Raw genomic sequence first — 15040 nt, forward strand, 5'->3', positions numbered from 1 at the left:
GCCAATGTGCAGCAAATAGTATGCTTTTTGCTAAATCAAGGTTTTTGAGCTGCTGGCTCTTTCCAAGCGAGTGTTATCCCAATTCCCGCTGCTAATAAAATCGTTGCAAAATAAAACGGATAGTTTAAATCAATATCAAATAAAATCCCGCCAACAATCGGGCCAATTACGTTGCCGATGCTTGTAAACATGGAGTTCATGCCTCCAACAAACCCTTGTTCATTGCCGGCAATTCTGGATAAATACGTGGTTACAGCCGGCCGCATTAAATCAAACCCGATGAATACGGTTATGGTAACAAGTAAAATGGTAAAATACGAGTTCACAATAGTAACTAAAAACACTAGCACTGTCGAAAGGATAAGACTATAACGAATTAAGCGAATTTCACCAAACCATTTCGTAAAGCGCTCAAATAATACAACTTGAGCAATCGCTCCTAAAATGGCTCCTCCTGTAATCATGATAGCAATATCCTTTGGGGTAAAACCAAATTTATGGTCGACGAATAAAGCGAATAGCGACTCAAAAGCTGCTAAGCCAAGCGATGAAATCAATATCACCATAAATGATATAAAATACATAGGGATAAGAACGCGCTTGATCCCCTTTTTCTCAACGGTTATTTCTTTGTATTCAGGATTTCGTTCTGGCTCACGAAGTGCAAGGATAGATAAGATGGCTGCAACTAATGCGAGAATAGCCGCAAAGAAGAACGGCAAACGAGTACCGATCTCTGCTAAAAACCCGCCAATACCTGGTCCGATGATAAAGCCTGTGGAAATGGCTGCTGACATATAGCCAAGTGCTTTTGGCCTTGTCTTAACAGTCGTAGTGTCGGCAATAAAGGCTGTTACGGCCGGCATGATGAATGCTGCACTGACACCTCCAAGCATGCGCGAAATAAACAGAGCTTCAGCTGTTTTACCGATTCCAAACAAAAACTCTGAAAGACTAAAGATCATTAGTCCAATAACGATCATTCGTTTGCGTCCAAACCGGTCTACCCAACGACCGGCAACCGGTGAGATAATTAACTGTGTGGTAGCAAAAGCAGCAACCATATAGCCAACAACCGATCCAGACAAATTTAACTCATTCATAATTTTGGGGGTTACCGGAATCACAAGCCCAATTCCCAAAAAAGCAATGAATAGATTTATCAATAATATAGCGAGCGTTATATTTGGTTTTTGCATATAATTTACTCCTTTTCAACTTCCCTCCTACTATAACCTAAATCCTTCTTCCCAGGGAAATTTTTGAATCCAAAAACCCCTGTATATAGGTGCTTTTGACAGATTTTCAACATCAACCCCCTCTTCCATTTTCAAGCTGCTTGTTCAACTGATTAAACATTCATATGAGCTGCGCTGTTCTGCCCCTTGCATTCGATAAAAATGAAACAACCTTGTTATTCATTCACCAGACGGCCGATGCCGCACGATAGAAATTAAATAATTTTGTCATCCAACTAACTCTTCATTATCCCAATCATTCAGATTGAAATCCAAGTTCTATGTGCTTCGTCTATCGAATCATCAGTAATTTGTTCACAACGATGAGTCTCCATCAGTTTTAGTGTGCCTTCCTCATCCTCAGGCATGTGCAATTTGGAGAATCAACTCTGCTCTTAGTTTTTCCTGAAGAAGCGGATGCATCACTTGCCCTCGCTCAGATTATATCAACGGTTTCATAACACTCCAGATGCCGCCTTCTCCCCTTCTGGTCCTAATTAAAAAAGCATCCGAAAAGCGGGCAAAGGTCCGCTTTTCGGATGCTTGATGGAAAATCAAGAAAGTATGTTTGTTTTCTCGGCGTTTTCTGCCAGTTTTTTGGTGATCCCGCTTAACGGCTTCTTCAGTGCCAGCGCGAATAAAATCGTCAGAATGAAGAAGAACAGCAGGGCCAATAAATCTTTTCTGATAACCTCCGGCAGCATGCCCCCAACGGCCTCCCGCAACAGGCTGACCGCATACGTAAATGGAACAAACGGGTTAATTTTTTGGAAAAATTCCGGTGTCAGACTTACCGGGAAGGTTCCGCCCGAGCTGGAAAATTGGAGAACGAGAAAGATAATAGCCAGCCCTTTCCCAATGTTTCCGAAAACAGAAACGAGCGTATACGTAATCGTCACGAATATAATGCTTGTGATGACCGCAAAGACGACAAACCAGAATTTCTCCACGATATAAGCATGGAGCAGAAAGACGTCGCCCAGGCTGACGATCAGCCCCTGGAACATGCCAATTGTCAAAAACGTCAGCAGCCTTCCAAAGTACACCTGGTAGATCGTATACTGATTTTCCGGGTCCACCACATCTGTCCGGAACAAGGAAATCAGCAGCATCGCCCCGACCCATAAAGACAGCGTTGTATAGAATGGCGACATCGCTGATCCATAATTTGGAACAGGGAATAGCTTTTCTTCTTTTAACTTAATCGGCTTGCTTAAAAAGTCGCTTTCTCTCTTTACGTCATTTTTTAGCAGCTCAATAATGTCGCCTAAGTTTCTTTCGCCTTCAAACTTTCGAATTTTATCGGCTGCGTCTTTAATCGAGCTTTCCATTTCAGGCAAATCCGTCCGGATCAGTTCTGCCGCCTGATGAACGGATTTTTGCATTTCAGGCAGCTTCGTTTGAACTAAACGAGATACCTTCCGCACTTCCTTCTCTGCGGCTGGCAGATCATTTCGCACAAAATCCGCCGCTTTATGCACTTTCTTCTCCACAGATGGCAGATCATTCTTCACAAATACAGCCGCTTCATTCACAGATGTTGTGAAATCATCCATTTTGCCTGATATAGCTGTAGCCGCCTCATGAATTTCCTTCTGAATGCCCGGCAGCCGCTTTTTGATTTTTTGTAATTCCTCCAGTCCAAATTGAACACTGGACTGAGCTTCCTTTAACACCTGCTGGATATCCGGCAGCTTCTCTTTGGCTGTTTGCAAGGCTTGAGAAGACGTCTTGGCCGCTGTTTTCAGCTTGCTTAGCGCCTGATTGACTCTTGGCACAATATCCGTGTCATAGATCGCCAAAATATCCCCTAACGTGCCGCTTGCGGACGTGGCCAGCTGATTCAGCTGGTCAACCAGTTCCTTTGCCGGCTGTTCGCCGTTTTTAATCGCGTTCTCTATCTTGTTCAGCACTTCTATTTGCTGCTGGAAATTTTGCTTTACATTATTTAAGCGTTCAATCGTGCCGGTTAACGGACTTCCTTCCGCGTATTCATTCAGCTTCGTCAGCAGGCTCACCGTCCGGTCAATGATCGTCACCCCTGTTTGCAGGCGTTCCTTAGTAAATTCTGCAGAATTAACCACCTTTTGAGGATCAAAATCCTCCGCTTGGATCGCCTCTGTCAGTTGAACAGCGGAATCAGCTATTTGCTGCATGAGTGTTAAGTTTTGCTTAATGACCGGCGCAACTGTCTCAAACGCCCCATCGTTTTTCTGCAGGAAGTCATTGAGTTCATTGGCAAACGCACTTCCCCCTTCCGCAATCTTCGCTACCTTAGGCAGCTCCTGCTGGGCGGCCGCCACAATTTTGTTGGCCTTCTGTGCGTCTTCAATGCCTTTATCCACCGCTTGCTCAATCCGATAAAAGTTTTTATCGATTTCCACTACTTTGTCGGCTGCCCGCTCGATCGTAGGCAGCTTCTTTTGAATGACCAAAATTTCGTTTCCTACCTCCCTCAATTTCGGGAGGTTCTCTTCTACTTTTAAAACACTATTGCCAACTTCATTGATTTTTGGCAGTTCCTTCTCCAGCTCGACAATTTTTTGGCTTTTTTCTTTAAGCTCCGGCATCTTTTCATCAAGAGCAATGATTTTGTTGCCCATTGCCTTTAACTGCGGCAGCTGCTTTTCTAACGCAAACACTTTGCTCTCGATATTGCGGATTGTCGGCAGCTCTCTTTCCAGCTCAATTCCGGCCTTGTTGAACTCAGTTAACACCGCCTGATCCACTTCCTTGGTGAAGTTCTCGCTTACTTCCTCAACGATGCTCGCTGCACCCTTTCCAGTGATTTTCGGCGCTACCGCATTGAGCTTTTCATTCACGGTGTACAGGATCTCTGCCCGTTCCGGATTTTTGGACAGCACACTGGCCATTTTGCTGGAAAAGTCTTCAGGAATTAATAAGCTGGCATAGTAGTCTCCTTGCTTGACGCCGCGCTCTGCCTCTTCCTGAGAAACAAACGTCCAGCCCAGCTTTTTATTTTTCTTTAAATTCTCCTCTACTTCTTTTCCGACATTTAATTGCTTGCCCCTGACTTCTCCGCCTTTATCCAAATTGGTTACGGCGATTTTCAGTCCCGAGGTATCTTGATAAGGATCCCACATCGCTTTAATATTCACCCAAGCATAAACAGATGGCAAAAACATAATGGCTATGGTGAGCAGAATCCCAGTTGGTACACTGAAAATTCTTTTCCAGTCATCCTTATAAATTTGAAAAACCTTTTTCATTCCTCTCACCCGACTTTTAACAATTTTCATTAGCACGAGATAATCATTATTTTGGATATAAACGTGCAATCTATCCTTTGATCTTTTGTGCCTTCCCTAAATTTAACAAACTTTCTCATTTCTATGAAAGCATTTGACCTTACAAACTATAGAGGAAAAAACTTGTGGATTCAACAAGTTCATTATGGAATTTAGATAAATAGACAAAATCAACCATACCGTCCATTGATCTCCTCCAAATGAGGAGGCAGGCTTATTCTCATTTACCCTCGATATCCTGGAGTCATACTCATTAGAGACACCTATCTTTAACCATTTAGCCAACAGGCACAGGCTGCCGAGATCACTGAATATAGAAAAAGCCGATCTAAGGAGCTGTTTGAGCATTGAAAAATATGGTAAACTACTAGTCATCTATCCGCTAAAAAGGGGGAAATGGCGATGAAAAACTATTTACTGTTCACGGGCATCTTTGTGCTGGCATATGTCCTGCTGCAAATCGGCTCCGGCTTCGTGCTCACAGCGTTCTATACTCCGGATTTGACCGCTCCTTCCGTGCCGCTATCATCTGACACTGAATTTGGCGCGGCCGACGCGATTTCGCCGCTGATCATTTCCGTGCTTTCTCTGGGTGCGGCTTTCTTAAGCATGAAATGTTTGAAGCAGAAGCTGGATTAACAAAGGAAGAAGAGCTCCCCGATGTGAGGGGAGCTCTTCTTCCTTTGTTCACTTGACTCGGTATTTATAAGAGAAGGAAACCTAAAGAAATGACCGCGCCGCTCACAAATAAAATAATCAGGCAAAATCCCATAATATCTTTTGCCTTCAACCCGGCAATTGCCAATGCCGGCAATGCCCAAAACGGCTGAATCATATTCGTCCAAGCATCTCCCCAAGCGACCGCCATGGCTGTTTTTGCCATGGATACGTCCATGCTTTGCGCGGCCTCCAGCATAACGGGCGCCTGAACGGCCCACTGTCCGCCTCCTGACGGAACGAAAAAGTTGACGAGACCGGCACTCCAAAAGACAAGAACGTGAAAGGTGCTCTCGGTTGAGATGGAAACGAAAGCCTCAGATAATGCCGTCGCTAATCCTGAGGAAACCATGATTCCCATTAAGCCTGCATAAAACGGAAACTGAATAATAATCCCGCTTGATCCTTTAACCGCGTTTCCTACCGCTTCCAAAAAACGCCTCGGTGTGCCATGCAGTAAAATCCCTAAAAATAAGAAGATAAAATTAACAATATCTAAATTAAGATTCCAGCCGTTCTCTCTCACATATAACGCCAAGAAGCACAGTCCTAACGCCCCTGTCACCATAGAGAGAAGACGGCTGTTTTCCAAGCGGTCAGCCGGCGTTAACACATCGGCCTCAACGGCCGCGGCCTGCAGCGAATTCGCGTCCTCCAGCAAGGAACGGTCGATGGTGATTGTTTGATCCTTTGCCGGCATCATCAGACGGTTCATCAAGGGAATGATGACAAACAGCGCAGCAACGATAACTAAATTGTAAGCAGAAAAAATCGTTTCACTTGTCGGCACAATGCCGATGAGGTTTTCTGAGAAGTGTTCGGGTGTCGCGATCGTCAGCGGCACGGAACCGGATAAACCGCCATGCCATACAAGAAAGCCGCTGTATGCGCTGGCAATCAGCAGCCGATAATCCACCCCATCGACTTTATTTGCTAGCTCCCTAGCAAATAAAGCGCCAATGACAAGGCCAAACCCCCAATTGATCCAGCAGGCCAGCAGCGAAACAATGGAAACAAGAACAATCGCCTGCCCCGGGGTTTTTGGAATTGAAGCGAGGCTTCCCAACCCTTTTTTAAAGATCGGGCTGCTTGCCAGTGTATGGCCGGTCACAAGAACAAGAACCATTTGCATCGTAAACGCCAATAGGCTCCAAAACCCCCCGCCCCAATACTCCACGACTTGAATAGGCGTACTGTCCGTCAAAACGAGCGATAGGCCAGCAACAAAAAAGGTAAGGATGATAACAAATAAAAATGGGTCCGGCAAATACCTTTGCATCAACCGGTTAGATAATGAGATCAGTATCTTCAATCTGTTTTCTCCTCTCTCTTGCACGTGTTCCACATTAGTAAGTTTTATCTATTCATTCCATTTTTTGCTGTTATCTCCTCTTTCTTTTCATAGACAGATATTGACAAAATGATACAATCAACGCCCATGTCCTAGTTCCAATCGGTGTGGCCATTTTTTCTTGTTCGTTTGAAAAAGTGTATCTTTTTACCATTTTTGATAAAATGGTGTTACTGCACTGATAGATCCCATCTCATGAGATGGGAGGCAACATGCTATTGTTTATCTTTTTTTACTAGCCTGCTTTGCCTCCTGTTGTTTCTGATGAGGTGCGGGAACGATCCCCTGTTTATTACAAGAAAGGAGCGTACTTGATGGATATAAAGCGAATTCAATCAATCAATGCCCTCTCCCAATATCAAGACCAGATTTTAACATTATGGAACGAAAATGCTTTGGAAATGGCAGATGTAGCGCTGGAAGCAGACGAACAAGCTAATATTGCTAAACAGCTGCAGCAAATGGCCGATTCCCGCTATGGAGCCCTCTTTGTAGCCTTAAAGGAACAGCGTGTGGCTGGTTATGCTTTGGCAACTATTCAAAAAGATCTAGTTACAGACTCTCTGTATGGCCTATTTGATGAAATTTTCGTCACGAAGGCTTATCGCCGACAACACACGGCCAAGCAGTTAATCCGCGAAATACGCGCGTGGTTCCATACACAAGCAATACCTGTTGTCCATGTACATGTCGCCTTAGACAATGAACGGGCCAGAAAAATGTTTGAACATAATGGCTTCAGCCCGGAATTTATCCTTCTGTCAGAAGACTAAAGAGAGCTCCCGTCCAATAGAACGGGAGCTCTCAGACAAGAATGACACTGAATACCATTCCTGCAGGTCCGGCTGTAGCCTTGTTTGTTAACGCAAATGAAAGAATGAGCCGGAAAGCAGCCATTTTTGTAAAAACAGACACACTCCCCAGCCGCCGAGACCGAGAATCAGCGATCCTACAAACGGCAGGGACTGCTTTAAAGCCAGAGCGACAATCCCGATTAAAATCATTGTGCTGGGCAAACCATATAACACCCCAAAAAGAAACTGGCTTAGCTGGCTGGGTCTCTCCCCTGCACATATAACCAGAAAAGGCTGAGGAGACTGACTAGAGGCAGAGCCGCTATAATGCCGCCGTATTTAGGGGAAGCTTTCGCAATCATGGTTATGGCTCCAATAATAACAGCTGAAATCAGCGTCTTAACGAGAAAAGACATCTTTTGCTTCCTTTCTTAACAGCGAAAAGGCTTCTATAATCTTTTGCCGCTCTTCTGCGCTGACACGTTCTAAAATGGTTTGAAGCTTTTCCTCGTCAAGCTCGGTATTTCTCTTCAAAACATCTTCCCCCAGCCCGGTGAGCTTCACATACACAATCCGCTTGTCTTGAAGAGAACGTTCTTTTTTCAGGTATCCTTTTTGTATTAACCTTTTCACATGCTCAGATGCCGTGTGGTGGGTCACCTGTAATGCATCAGACAGGAATTGTATCGTGGCGTCTTTATTTTTCTTAACGGCTTGCATGCACCTGATATTTTGGTGAGTTAAAGACTCTTCGTGCTGGTAATGCAAATAATAATAAAGATCCGTCCATGCCTCGTTAATAAACTGTGCGTTCATCGCTTCACCTGCTTTTATATCGTATAATACGATATTTCATCAGACCGCCGGCAAATGAGCAATAAAACTCCTCGTCGCCGAGAACGCGGCAGACGAGGAGTTCTCTTTTTTTCATTCATTCTATTTGTCCTGGCGGAAGCTTTTCATTGACAGTCATTAGAAAATCCAGCAAATCACCATGGTCCGCACACATGATGCGGTCTCTTTATTTCACCCTTCCCAGCTCTCTATACTGTATAGGCCCTTTTCCCTAAAAGACACTGGAAACTGGCATCTACTCGAGGGTGATCTTTCCGGTATTCTTCGTTTCTTCTAGCAATGAAAAGACGCGCGAATAACAATCCTGGATAGTTTGCTTGTTTTTTTGATGAGCGTATAAGTCTGCGCCAAAATACTGGTCATTAAAATAACCAATTAAATAATCTCCAGACTGGGAACGATGCGCCTCTTCGTAAGAAAGCTCCTCATCGATGAATGCCAGGTACACTTTCTCAGAGTCGATGAATACAAACGGAACGGGAGAATCGAGATATACCTGAGCATATTTGGCCTCAGCTGCTTCCGGTAAATGCTTTTGATCTATAAAAACAGCATCCACCTGCTTTAACCGCTTTTCTGAAAGTTCATTGAAGCGTAAGGGAACAAATTCAATATGGTCTTCCCTGACAACTGGTGCTTTTCCAATTATACCAACCTTTAAGGGTTCACCGGAATAAAGCGGGGAATGGAAGCTATTTGCCTGACGGATGTGATCAGCTGTCGAGCTGCATGCCGATAAACCGACCGCGGCTATTAAGAGAAGAAAGAAACCCTGAAGGCCCGCTGCTGTCTAGTAATGGTTCTCACCTCTTTTTAAAATATAGAGTAATCCTACCATTTATTATTCTGTCTTATTTATTGATAGATCCTTTCTCAATAAATAGAAGGCCAAGACTCTTTCATTTTCTTCATTGAATCATTTGCCTCATAAAATAAAAATCATGAAACCTACTGTTCAGTCATTTTCTCTCAAATGATTTTAATTAAGCTTTTTGTTAAAAATGATACTCCACATTCGTCTTCAACGCCTTATGAACATTCTCCCAAATAGTTTTAGTTCTGATTTCCAGCTTGACGGTCAGGGTCTCTAGCAGGTTTGACCAGCTCTCTTTATCAAAAATAAATCGAGAGGAAGGCTGTTTCTAAGATCTCTTTTCATGACCTTTAAACATTTCATCAGATAAAGCAGCTTGACATTTTCATGAATATAAAATAAATTATATTCATGAATAAATTTTAAAAAAATATTCATTAGTTTGGTGAATGATTCTTAATGAAAGGAGTAACTGAATGAAAAAGAACTTTACAGAAGAAGATATTCAACTGCTTAAAGAGAAGTTGCGGGAATCCTGTGCACATGGTTGGAAAACGAAAGGATACAAATTAACTAATATCGCTTTTCTTACTAAGGAAGTTGGCATATCCACTGGATCTTTTTACAGATTATATGAAACAAAAGAAGAACTTTTCCTAGAAGTACTATTGATGATTCAAGAACAATTGAAGGAACAGTGGAATTCCATTATGCAGACTAATCCAGGCATTGAAGGGTTCAAAATAGCCATGAGATGGCTTTTCGATGAATATGCCAACTATCCGAAGCTGTATAGCTTTAACAGCCCAGACTATCTATTATTTTTAAATAAGTTGCCGCAAGAGAAAATTGAAAGCTTCAGAGAAAATGATGAAAATTTTCTTCATCATGTTTTAGAGAATTCCCATTTAAAGCTGAAAATTCCAAAAGAAAAAGCATATGGAATCTTTAGTACATTATTATTTACGGCTACGATGGAAAAGAAATTTGCTTACAACAAGAAAGAAATATTCGGTTTTTTGCTTGATAGTTCGGTCTCTCAAATTTTTGAAGTGGATGAGAAGGGAGAATAACCAGTGGATAAACAATTATCAGATATCTTGTTTGTCAATTATTTGCAAAACACTTCCGCCGCAACCTTTAACTCTATCTCATTAGCTCTTGCGTTTGTCGTGTTTGTAGTTGGTTTATATTGCATTGAGAAAAAACACAAGTATGGGATGTATATTTTAGCTTCTAGTTCATTGTTGCTGATTAATCCAGCTATTAGTATTTTCTTATAAATTCATTCAAACGGGGGAAATAAAAATGATTAAACAATTAGATGCAGCATTGACAAAAGTAAATAAGTTAGCTGGAGTGAACATGACGATTCCAAAAGCAACGAAAGCTAAGCTGAAGCGCAGCAGATATTTTACAACTGCTATAGGAGCAGGAGGACTAACAGTAGGAATAATTGGTTCGTCTGCCCCTTTATTCGTTTTAGGAGCCATTAGTATGTTAAGTTCTATCGTAACCACCGTTGAAATAAAAAAGCTTTAGCCTCCCTTTAAACAATTAAACCAGGAGATGTCGATTAGCTATAAGAATATAAATGGCCTCCTCTTTCAAAGAGATGAACAGCCCCGTAAATGTTAGACACAAATTAACATTTACGGAGCTGTTTTCATGGATAAATTTGGTTAATCAACACGCGTGTAATGGTTTAAAGGTCTTATATATTTATTTTGCCCGATGCAAAAAAGGCAACATGCCCTTGAATCACAACTTCATTTTCTTCTGTCATCCAACCCTCGATTACGCTTGGCCGCCCAACAAACTTCCCTTGATAAAGTTGTATTTTTTCATTCACCGCTTTTTTATCATTATGTACTAGAGAAGCAATTAATGGTCCTGCTGCACTGCCGGTTGCGATATCTTCTACTGCCCCCTGATTATCAAAACTTCTGCATTCTAGGGCAGGTGTTTCATAAATATAAGCAAATTTCGCTCGCCATTTACCAATGAAGTCTTCAAAATCATGTCGTTTAATTTGTACGTCTTGAATGTGTCGACGAACAGGTATTAATAGGTATGGCAAGCCTGTTGAAACAACTTCTAGTGGATAGTTTCGATCTAAATCCTCTTCATTCAAACATAAGGCCTCACAAATCTCCAGGTAGTCTTTTTCTTCAATTGTATCTATAAATTGCGGATTTCCTTGATTCATCACGACACAGTGCGACCCGTCTTCTTTTGAAGAAACTAGATGAATACGTCTTCCCGATAAATCAAATGAAATTTCTTGCTTCTGTTGCTCTTTAAAAAAACGATGATGAATAACTGCACCAGCACCGATAACAGGATGACCCGCAAAAGGCAATTCTTCTTCTATCGTGAAAATCCTGCACGGAAAAACGCCCTTTTCTGTTTGCGGAAAAATAAAAATGGTCTCAAACTGTTTTAACTCTTGTGCAATCGACAACAGCACATCATCTGGCAGCATTTCTTCTGGGAATACAACAGTCAAACCATTCCCTTTTAATGGATCTTTAGAAAATACATCAACGTGTTCGTAATACATTATTTTTCACCTCATTTGCTACACTATAATATAGAAAGTTGATTATTGCCTTTTTTATTGGAATAAAAATAAGCAAAATCAACTTTCTATAAATCTACTACTCTCATATTTTTGAGGATAGTCTTTCATAAGACCAGAGCATACAAGCAGCTGCCATCCCTTCAAGATTTATAAAAAACATCAAATACTTTCTCATTTATTAATCAATCATTATGTTTTGCCGCATATTCAGCAATTTCCAACACTCCATTGCTATCATTTAAGTCATTCTCTTTTGTATCTGTAGGATCAAAACAATAAACTATTTTTTTTTAACAAAACAACATACGTAGCAGAACATAGAAAGAGAACTACGCCGACTGCAAGCGAAATACTTAAAAAGTTACGCGGCATAAATCCTATAGAGAAAATCAAAAACAATATAGATGCTACAAAAAAGCGATCTCCCCTTGTTTCATTATCTAACCGACTCCAATTTAAAAAGATAATAATATAAGCTAATGGTGCAAAACAAAAGGCAATTATCAAAAAAGGTGTTCTTTTTAAATACCAGGGAAATTCATTTTCAACATTTTTCACCAAATCACTCCTTACTATTATTTTAATATATACCATATATTCATTTCGAATATTATATAGTTATATCCTACAAATGGAAATTATTAAAAATAGAAGAGTGGGTGTAAGATGAAAAGAAGCCAAAAAACTCTTGCAGGGTTATTGTCAGGAGTACTATTAAGTACAACATTAATTAAGAAAAGCTTAAATCAATATAATTTTAGTTTCTTATTTAGCTATTTTAATTAAGATGATTATGCTTGGGAATATAAAACTAAATGAAACATTTGTTTATTACATGCATGATGAAAATCAATTATCTATCTAGCATGAGTCCAGAGCTTGATCGAATGGTTTATTTTCACTATCCTACAGGTTTATTATACAAAAAATGGTATAATCTGTTTGATGTATATGCAAATCATGGATAAAAAGGCGGATGGGTATGAACATCAAAAAATATGTATGGCCAGGGGTCTTTTTATTCTCCGGATAGGCATTCTCGGATATTTCTCCAGCATATCGATGTCGGGGGTCTCAGACATTAGGATGTGGAAAGTGACATTCAAACAAAATGTGAACGCTAGTGAGTCTGCCGGCTGGGTGGGCAAGCTGCAGCAAAGGGGGACGCAGAAGGTGGATGTTCAATCTGTGGTTCTGATGGAAAACGGAAAAGCGGTGATGAGGAAGGACAAGTTTTTTGAAGGAAGAGCTGAAGATAGATCGTGGACGGCTCTTCATCCTTTTTCAAGCGAGTTTTATTTAGGAGACGCGCCAAAGAAAGGCCGTGTTTATCAGGCAGCCGTCACCTGGAAAGAAAATGAAACGTCGTATACAGACACCTTCCGGCTTGATTGAACGAAAGCCTAAAGGGCGGCAGTGCCATGAAGCCGCCCCGGCCGCTGAACTGATGGGGGCATTCCTTTTCATAGGCTCCCCCTGTTTCAGCTATCAAATCCCTTTGGGCCTTGAACGTACCATCTGCGGCACGTTTCAGCAAATTCAGCCGGAAGGCCGCTGATTGACCTTACTCGCACTGGATTCAGCCGATGGGCAAATTCAACGGTCGCCATTCCCATTATTCGCTGCACAAGCCCTTGCTTTTTCTTCATTTCTACAATTTTACTGCGCTTGACAATGCATAGTGTGGTTGTGAGTACCCCTCGCTGCCATTGTATTTGATCGCCGGATAGGGCAAATCGCGTATGCCGATGGCCCAGAAAAGCGAAGCAGCTGGTACTGCCGAACACAGCGATTGCCAATAGCCACCAGGGAGCAGGCAAATGTTCTTTCAGCGCATACAACGCAATGGCCGCCCCGCCGCAGAACCAGCTTGACATCAGGAGTTTGATCCAGAGTGCTTTTTTAGGCAACGGGTGCATCCTCCCATGGAGTTCATAATGGGGAAGCAGCTCTGACACTAAATCCCAAGCGCGCTCGACAGGAAAAAACGGATATAACTCATGCACTTTGCGCTCATCCTCTCCATTCTCTCCGCTGACCGCTATGAGATTTATCTGCGCCAAGCCAAGCAGGCGCTTCACTAGGCTCTGCTTTACTTCAATCGTCTGCACGTTCCGCTTTTGAATCGATAATTGCGTCTCCTTCCATGCACCCTTTCTCACGTAAATTCGCTCTTGATCAGACGTGATTTGATCGCTGCTATACTGGACAAACGTATAGATCATTCCTCCAAGAGTCCCGCAAACGAGGAGTACGGCCGCACAGGCAATCAAATAAGCCGGCTGCTGCTGAACGAATAGCTCGATGCTTAGATGCCTCTTTTCTAATGGAAGGACGTCATCTATCTTGAAATAGATAGAAACAAAGAATGGAATAAATACTAAAAAGCGAAGGGATGTAAAAGACGCCTTTAACAATTCCCTTTTGTCGGCTTCAAAATGGACAGTGATATCCGGCTTTGTCCCTTTCTCCGCCTGCCATTCGCCGCTATTTCCTTCTGCATAAGCCTCCATTCGCCGGGCTTCCGCCTCAGATAGGACGTCAAATGCGGCAGCTGCCTCTTCTTCCCCTGTTCCGGTTTCAAAGCGAATGGCTGTCACTCCAAACAACCGGTGGAACCATGAACGGTGCCGCACCGTTTGTTGCACCTTCCTATATGGAATCGTTGTTATCGCATGATGCCATATCCCGCTTCGAAGCTGAAAAGCATGTTCATCCAGGCGATAAACCGCTGTCAGCCATTTATAGATGAGCTGGGCGATGCTGAAGGGAAGCGCGATATAAAAAACTATTCGGCCATAGTGAATAAAGGCAGAAGTTGAGTCTGCCTTGATCACAAATAAAAACAGCCAGAAGAAGAAAGCGTTTCGCAGAACGCCTCCCAGCTTATACAGCATATAAAGCGGGTGCTGCCTTTTCATATTACTCATCATCCTTTACCTTCGCGTACACAGCAATAGCATTCCGCAATTGCTCTGCCCTTTCCTTTGGCAAGGCGGGAATAACATGCTCCCCGCCGATCGTCTGCACACTGACAGACATAAGATTATACTTTCTCATGAATATCCCTTGCTTTGTTGCTACAGATTGAATTTTCGTCATGGGCACAAGGACATCCACTTGCTGCAGCGCCCCATTTTTCATATGCAAGAACTCTTGATCCGCATCATAGCGCCAATTTTTATAGAGAAGAAACGGCTGAATGTACGACCAGATAATGCCGATTGCTACTAACGCCGCTATCGCTGCTATGAGCCAAAAAACCCACTCCTTCCAGCCAAACCGGATATACAGAGCATAAATGATACCAACAATCATGCCCCCTATCAGGTTAGCAATGGTGTCACTCCATAGCCATACTTTGATCGCCTCCTTTGATATACGCTGCTTTGGTTCATGCACCTTCATGCCAGCCATC

The 15040-nt window shown here is 42.4% G+C and carries 15 protein-coding genes and 1 pseudogene; 6 read left to right on the top strand and 10 right to left on the bottom strand.

Annotation, left to right across the window (positions count from 1 at the left end; all coding sequences use genetic code 11):
- Positions 1-35: 35 nt before the first annotated feature.
- Entirely contained in the window at positions 36-1199 is a 1164-nt protein-coding gene (locus B1A98_RS14665; RefSeq protein WP_041114227.1) for an MFS transporter, read from the bottom strand.
- A gap of 593 nt (positions 1200-1792) precedes the next feature.
- Positions 1793-4468, bottom strand: coding sequence for a YhgE/Pip domain-containing protein (locus B1A98_RS14670; RefSeq protein WP_063383972.1), 2676 nt, complete (start codon positions 4466-4468; stop codon positions 1793-1795).
- 441 nt (positions 4469-4909) lie between these two features.
- Between B1A98_RS14670 and B1A98_RS14675 the strand changes: the two genes are divergently transcribed.
- Complete coding sequence (locus tag B1A98_RS14675) at positions 4910-5146, top strand: hypothetical protein (protein WP_052475171.1); 237 nt, start codon at positions 4910-4912, stop codon at positions 5144-5146.
- Between the two features lie 64 nt (positions 5147-5210).
- Here the strand turns inward: B1A98_RS14675 and B1A98_RS14680 are convergent, their stop codons facing one another.
- Positions 5211-6536, bottom strand: coding sequence for a short-chain fatty acid transporter (locus B1A98_RS14680; protein WP_041114229.1), 1326 nt, complete (start codon positions 6534-6536; stop codon positions 5211-5213).
- Positions 6537-6889: 353 nt separating this feature from the next.
- Here B1A98_RS14680 and B1A98_RS14685 point away from each other — a divergent pair, with 353 nt between their 5' ends.
- Entirely contained in the window at positions 6890-7348 is a 459-nt protein-coding gene (locus tag B1A98_RS14685) for a GNAT family N-acetyltransferase (protein WP_052477370.1), read from the top strand.
- A gap of 87 nt (positions 7349-7435) precedes the next feature.
- On the opposite strand, the pseudogene B1A98_RS14690 reads toward B1A98_RS14685, so the two are convergent.
- From B1A98_RS14690 to B1A98_RS20785, 3 genes and pseudogenes are all read right to left on the bottom strand, one after another.
- A pseudogene (locus B1A98_RS14690) lies at positions 7436-7785 on the bottom strand (DUF3147 family protein).
- On the bottom strand, positions 7769-8185 hold the full coding sequence (locus B1A98_RS14695) for a MarR family winged helix-turn-helix transcriptional regulator (RefSeq protein ID WP_041114230.1): 417 nt from the start codon (positions 8183-8185) through the stop codon (positions 7769-7771). The pseudogene B1A98_RS14690 and the gene B1A98_RS14695 overlap by 17 nt, the downstream one beginning before the upstream one ends.
- 274 nt (positions 8186-8459) lie before the next feature.
- A complete protein-coding gene (locus B1A98_RS20785) occupies positions 8460-8783 on the bottom strand; it encodes a hypothetical protein (protein ID WP_041114231.1) in 324 nt (107 codons plus the stop codon).
- 731 nt (positions 8784-9514) lie between these two features.
- Here B1A98_RS20785 and B1A98_RS14705 point away from each other — a divergent pair.
- The 3 genes from B1A98_RS14705 to B1A98_RS14715 are packed head-to-tail and all read left to right on the top strand — an operon-like array spanning position 9515 to position 10580.
- Entirely contained in the window at positions 9515-10111 is a 597-nt protein-coding gene (locus tag B1A98_RS14705) for a TetR/AcrR family transcriptional regulator (RefSeq protein ID WP_041114232.1), read from the top strand.
- Positions 10112-10114: 3 nt separating this feature from the next.
- Complete coding sequence (locus B1A98_RS14710; protein WP_041114233.1) at positions 10115-10321, top strand: hypothetical protein; 207 nt, start codon at positions 10115-10117, stop codon at positions 10319-10321.
- A gap of 25 nt (positions 10322-10346) precedes the next feature.
- A complete protein-coding gene (locus B1A98_RS14715) occupies positions 10347-10580 on the top strand; it encodes a hypothetical protein (RefSeq protein WP_041114234.1) in 234 nt (77 codons plus the stop codon).
- 172 nt (positions 10581-10752) lie between these two features.
- On the opposite strand, the gene B1A98_RS14720 is transcribed toward B1A98_RS14715, so the two are convergent.
- Together B1A98_RS14720 and B1A98_RS14725 are read right to left on the bottom strand one after the other, a co-directional pair.
- Positions 10753-11601 carry a PhzF family phenazine biosynthesis protein gene (locus tag B1A98_RS14720; RefSeq protein ID WP_041114235.1) on the bottom strand — a complete coding sequence of 283 codons (849 nt, stop codon included), beginning with the start codon at positions 11599-11601 and terminating at the stop codon, positions 10753-10755.
- Between the two features lie 288 nt (positions 11602-11889).
- On the bottom strand, positions 11890-12180 hold the full coding sequence (locus B1A98_RS14725; protein WP_041114236.1) for a hypothetical protein: 291 nt from the start codon (positions 12178-12180) through the stop codon (positions 11890-11892).
- Positions 12181-12717: 537 nt separating this feature from the next.
- Here B1A98_RS14725 and B1A98_RS20210 point away from each other — a divergent pair.
- On the top strand, positions 12718-13017 hold the full coding sequence (locus B1A98_RS20210) for a hypothetical protein (protein WP_125474328.1): 300 nt from the start codon (positions 12718-12720) through the stop codon (positions 13015-13017).
- Between the two features lie 86 nt (positions 13018-13103).
- On the opposite strand, the gene B1A98_RS14735 is transcribed toward B1A98_RS20210, so the two are convergent.
- Together B1A98_RS14735 and B1A98_RS14740 are read right to left on the bottom strand one after the other, a co-directional pair.
- Entirely contained in the window at positions 13104-14543 is a 1440-nt protein-coding gene (locus tag B1A98_RS14735) for a PH domain-containing protein (RefSeq protein ID WP_063383973.1), read from the bottom strand.
- A gap of 1 nt (position 14544) precedes the next feature.
- Positions 14545-15030: a PH domain-containing protein gene (locus tag B1A98_RS14740; protein ID WP_063383974.1), complete on the bottom strand. Its 486-nt coding sequence runs from the start codon at positions 15028-15030 to the stop codon at positions 14545-14547.
- Positions 15031-15040: the final 10 nt, after the last annotated feature.

This window comes from Pseudobacillus badius (assembly GCF_002189605.1).
GTDB classification, from domain to species: Bacteria; Bacillota; Bacilli; order Bacillales; family Domibacillaceae; genus Pseudobacillus; species Pseudobacillus badius.

Bases quoted from the DNA above. Each gene is read 5' to 3' on its own strand.
- B1A98_RS14665 (WP_041114227.1), bottom strand. From the start codon at position 1,199: ATGCAAAAACCAAATATAACGCTCGCTATATTATTGATAAATCTATTC.
- B1A98_RS14670 (WP_063383972.1), bottom strand. From the start codon at position 4,468: ATGAAAAAGGTTTTTCAAATTTATAAGGATGACTGGAAAAGAATTTTC.
- B1A98_RS14675 (WP_052475171.1), top strand. From the start codon at position 4,910: ATGAAAAACTATTTACTGTTCACGGGCATCTTTGTGCTGGCATATGTC.
- B1A98_RS14685 (WP_052477370.1), top strand. From the start codon at position 6,890: ATGGATATAAAGCGAATTCAATCAATCAATGCCCTCTCCCAATATCAA.
- B1A98_RS14695 (WP_041114230.1), bottom strand. From the start codon at position 8,185: ATGAACGCACAGTTTATTAACGAGGCATGGACGGATCTTTATTATTAT.
- B1A98_RS14705 (WP_041114232.1), top strand. From the start codon at position 9,515: ATGAAAAAGAACTTTACAGAAGAAGATATTCAACTGCTTAAAGAGAAG.
- B1A98_RS14715 (WP_041114234.1), top strand. From the start codon at position 10,347: ATGATTAAACAATTAGATGCAGCATTGACAAAAGTAAATAAGTTAGCT.
- B1A98_RS14720 (WP_041114235.1), bottom strand. From the start codon at position 11,601: ATGTATTACGAACACGTTGATGTATTTTCTAAAGATCCATTAAAAGGG.
- B1A98_RS14735 (WP_063383973.1), bottom strand. From the start codon at position 14,543: ATGAAAAGGCAGCACCCGCTTTATATGCTGTATAAGCTGGGAGGCGTT.
- B1A98_RS14740 (WP_063383974.1), bottom strand. From the start codon at position 15,030: ATGAAGGTGCATGAACCAAAGCAGCGTATATCAAAGGAGGCGATCAAA.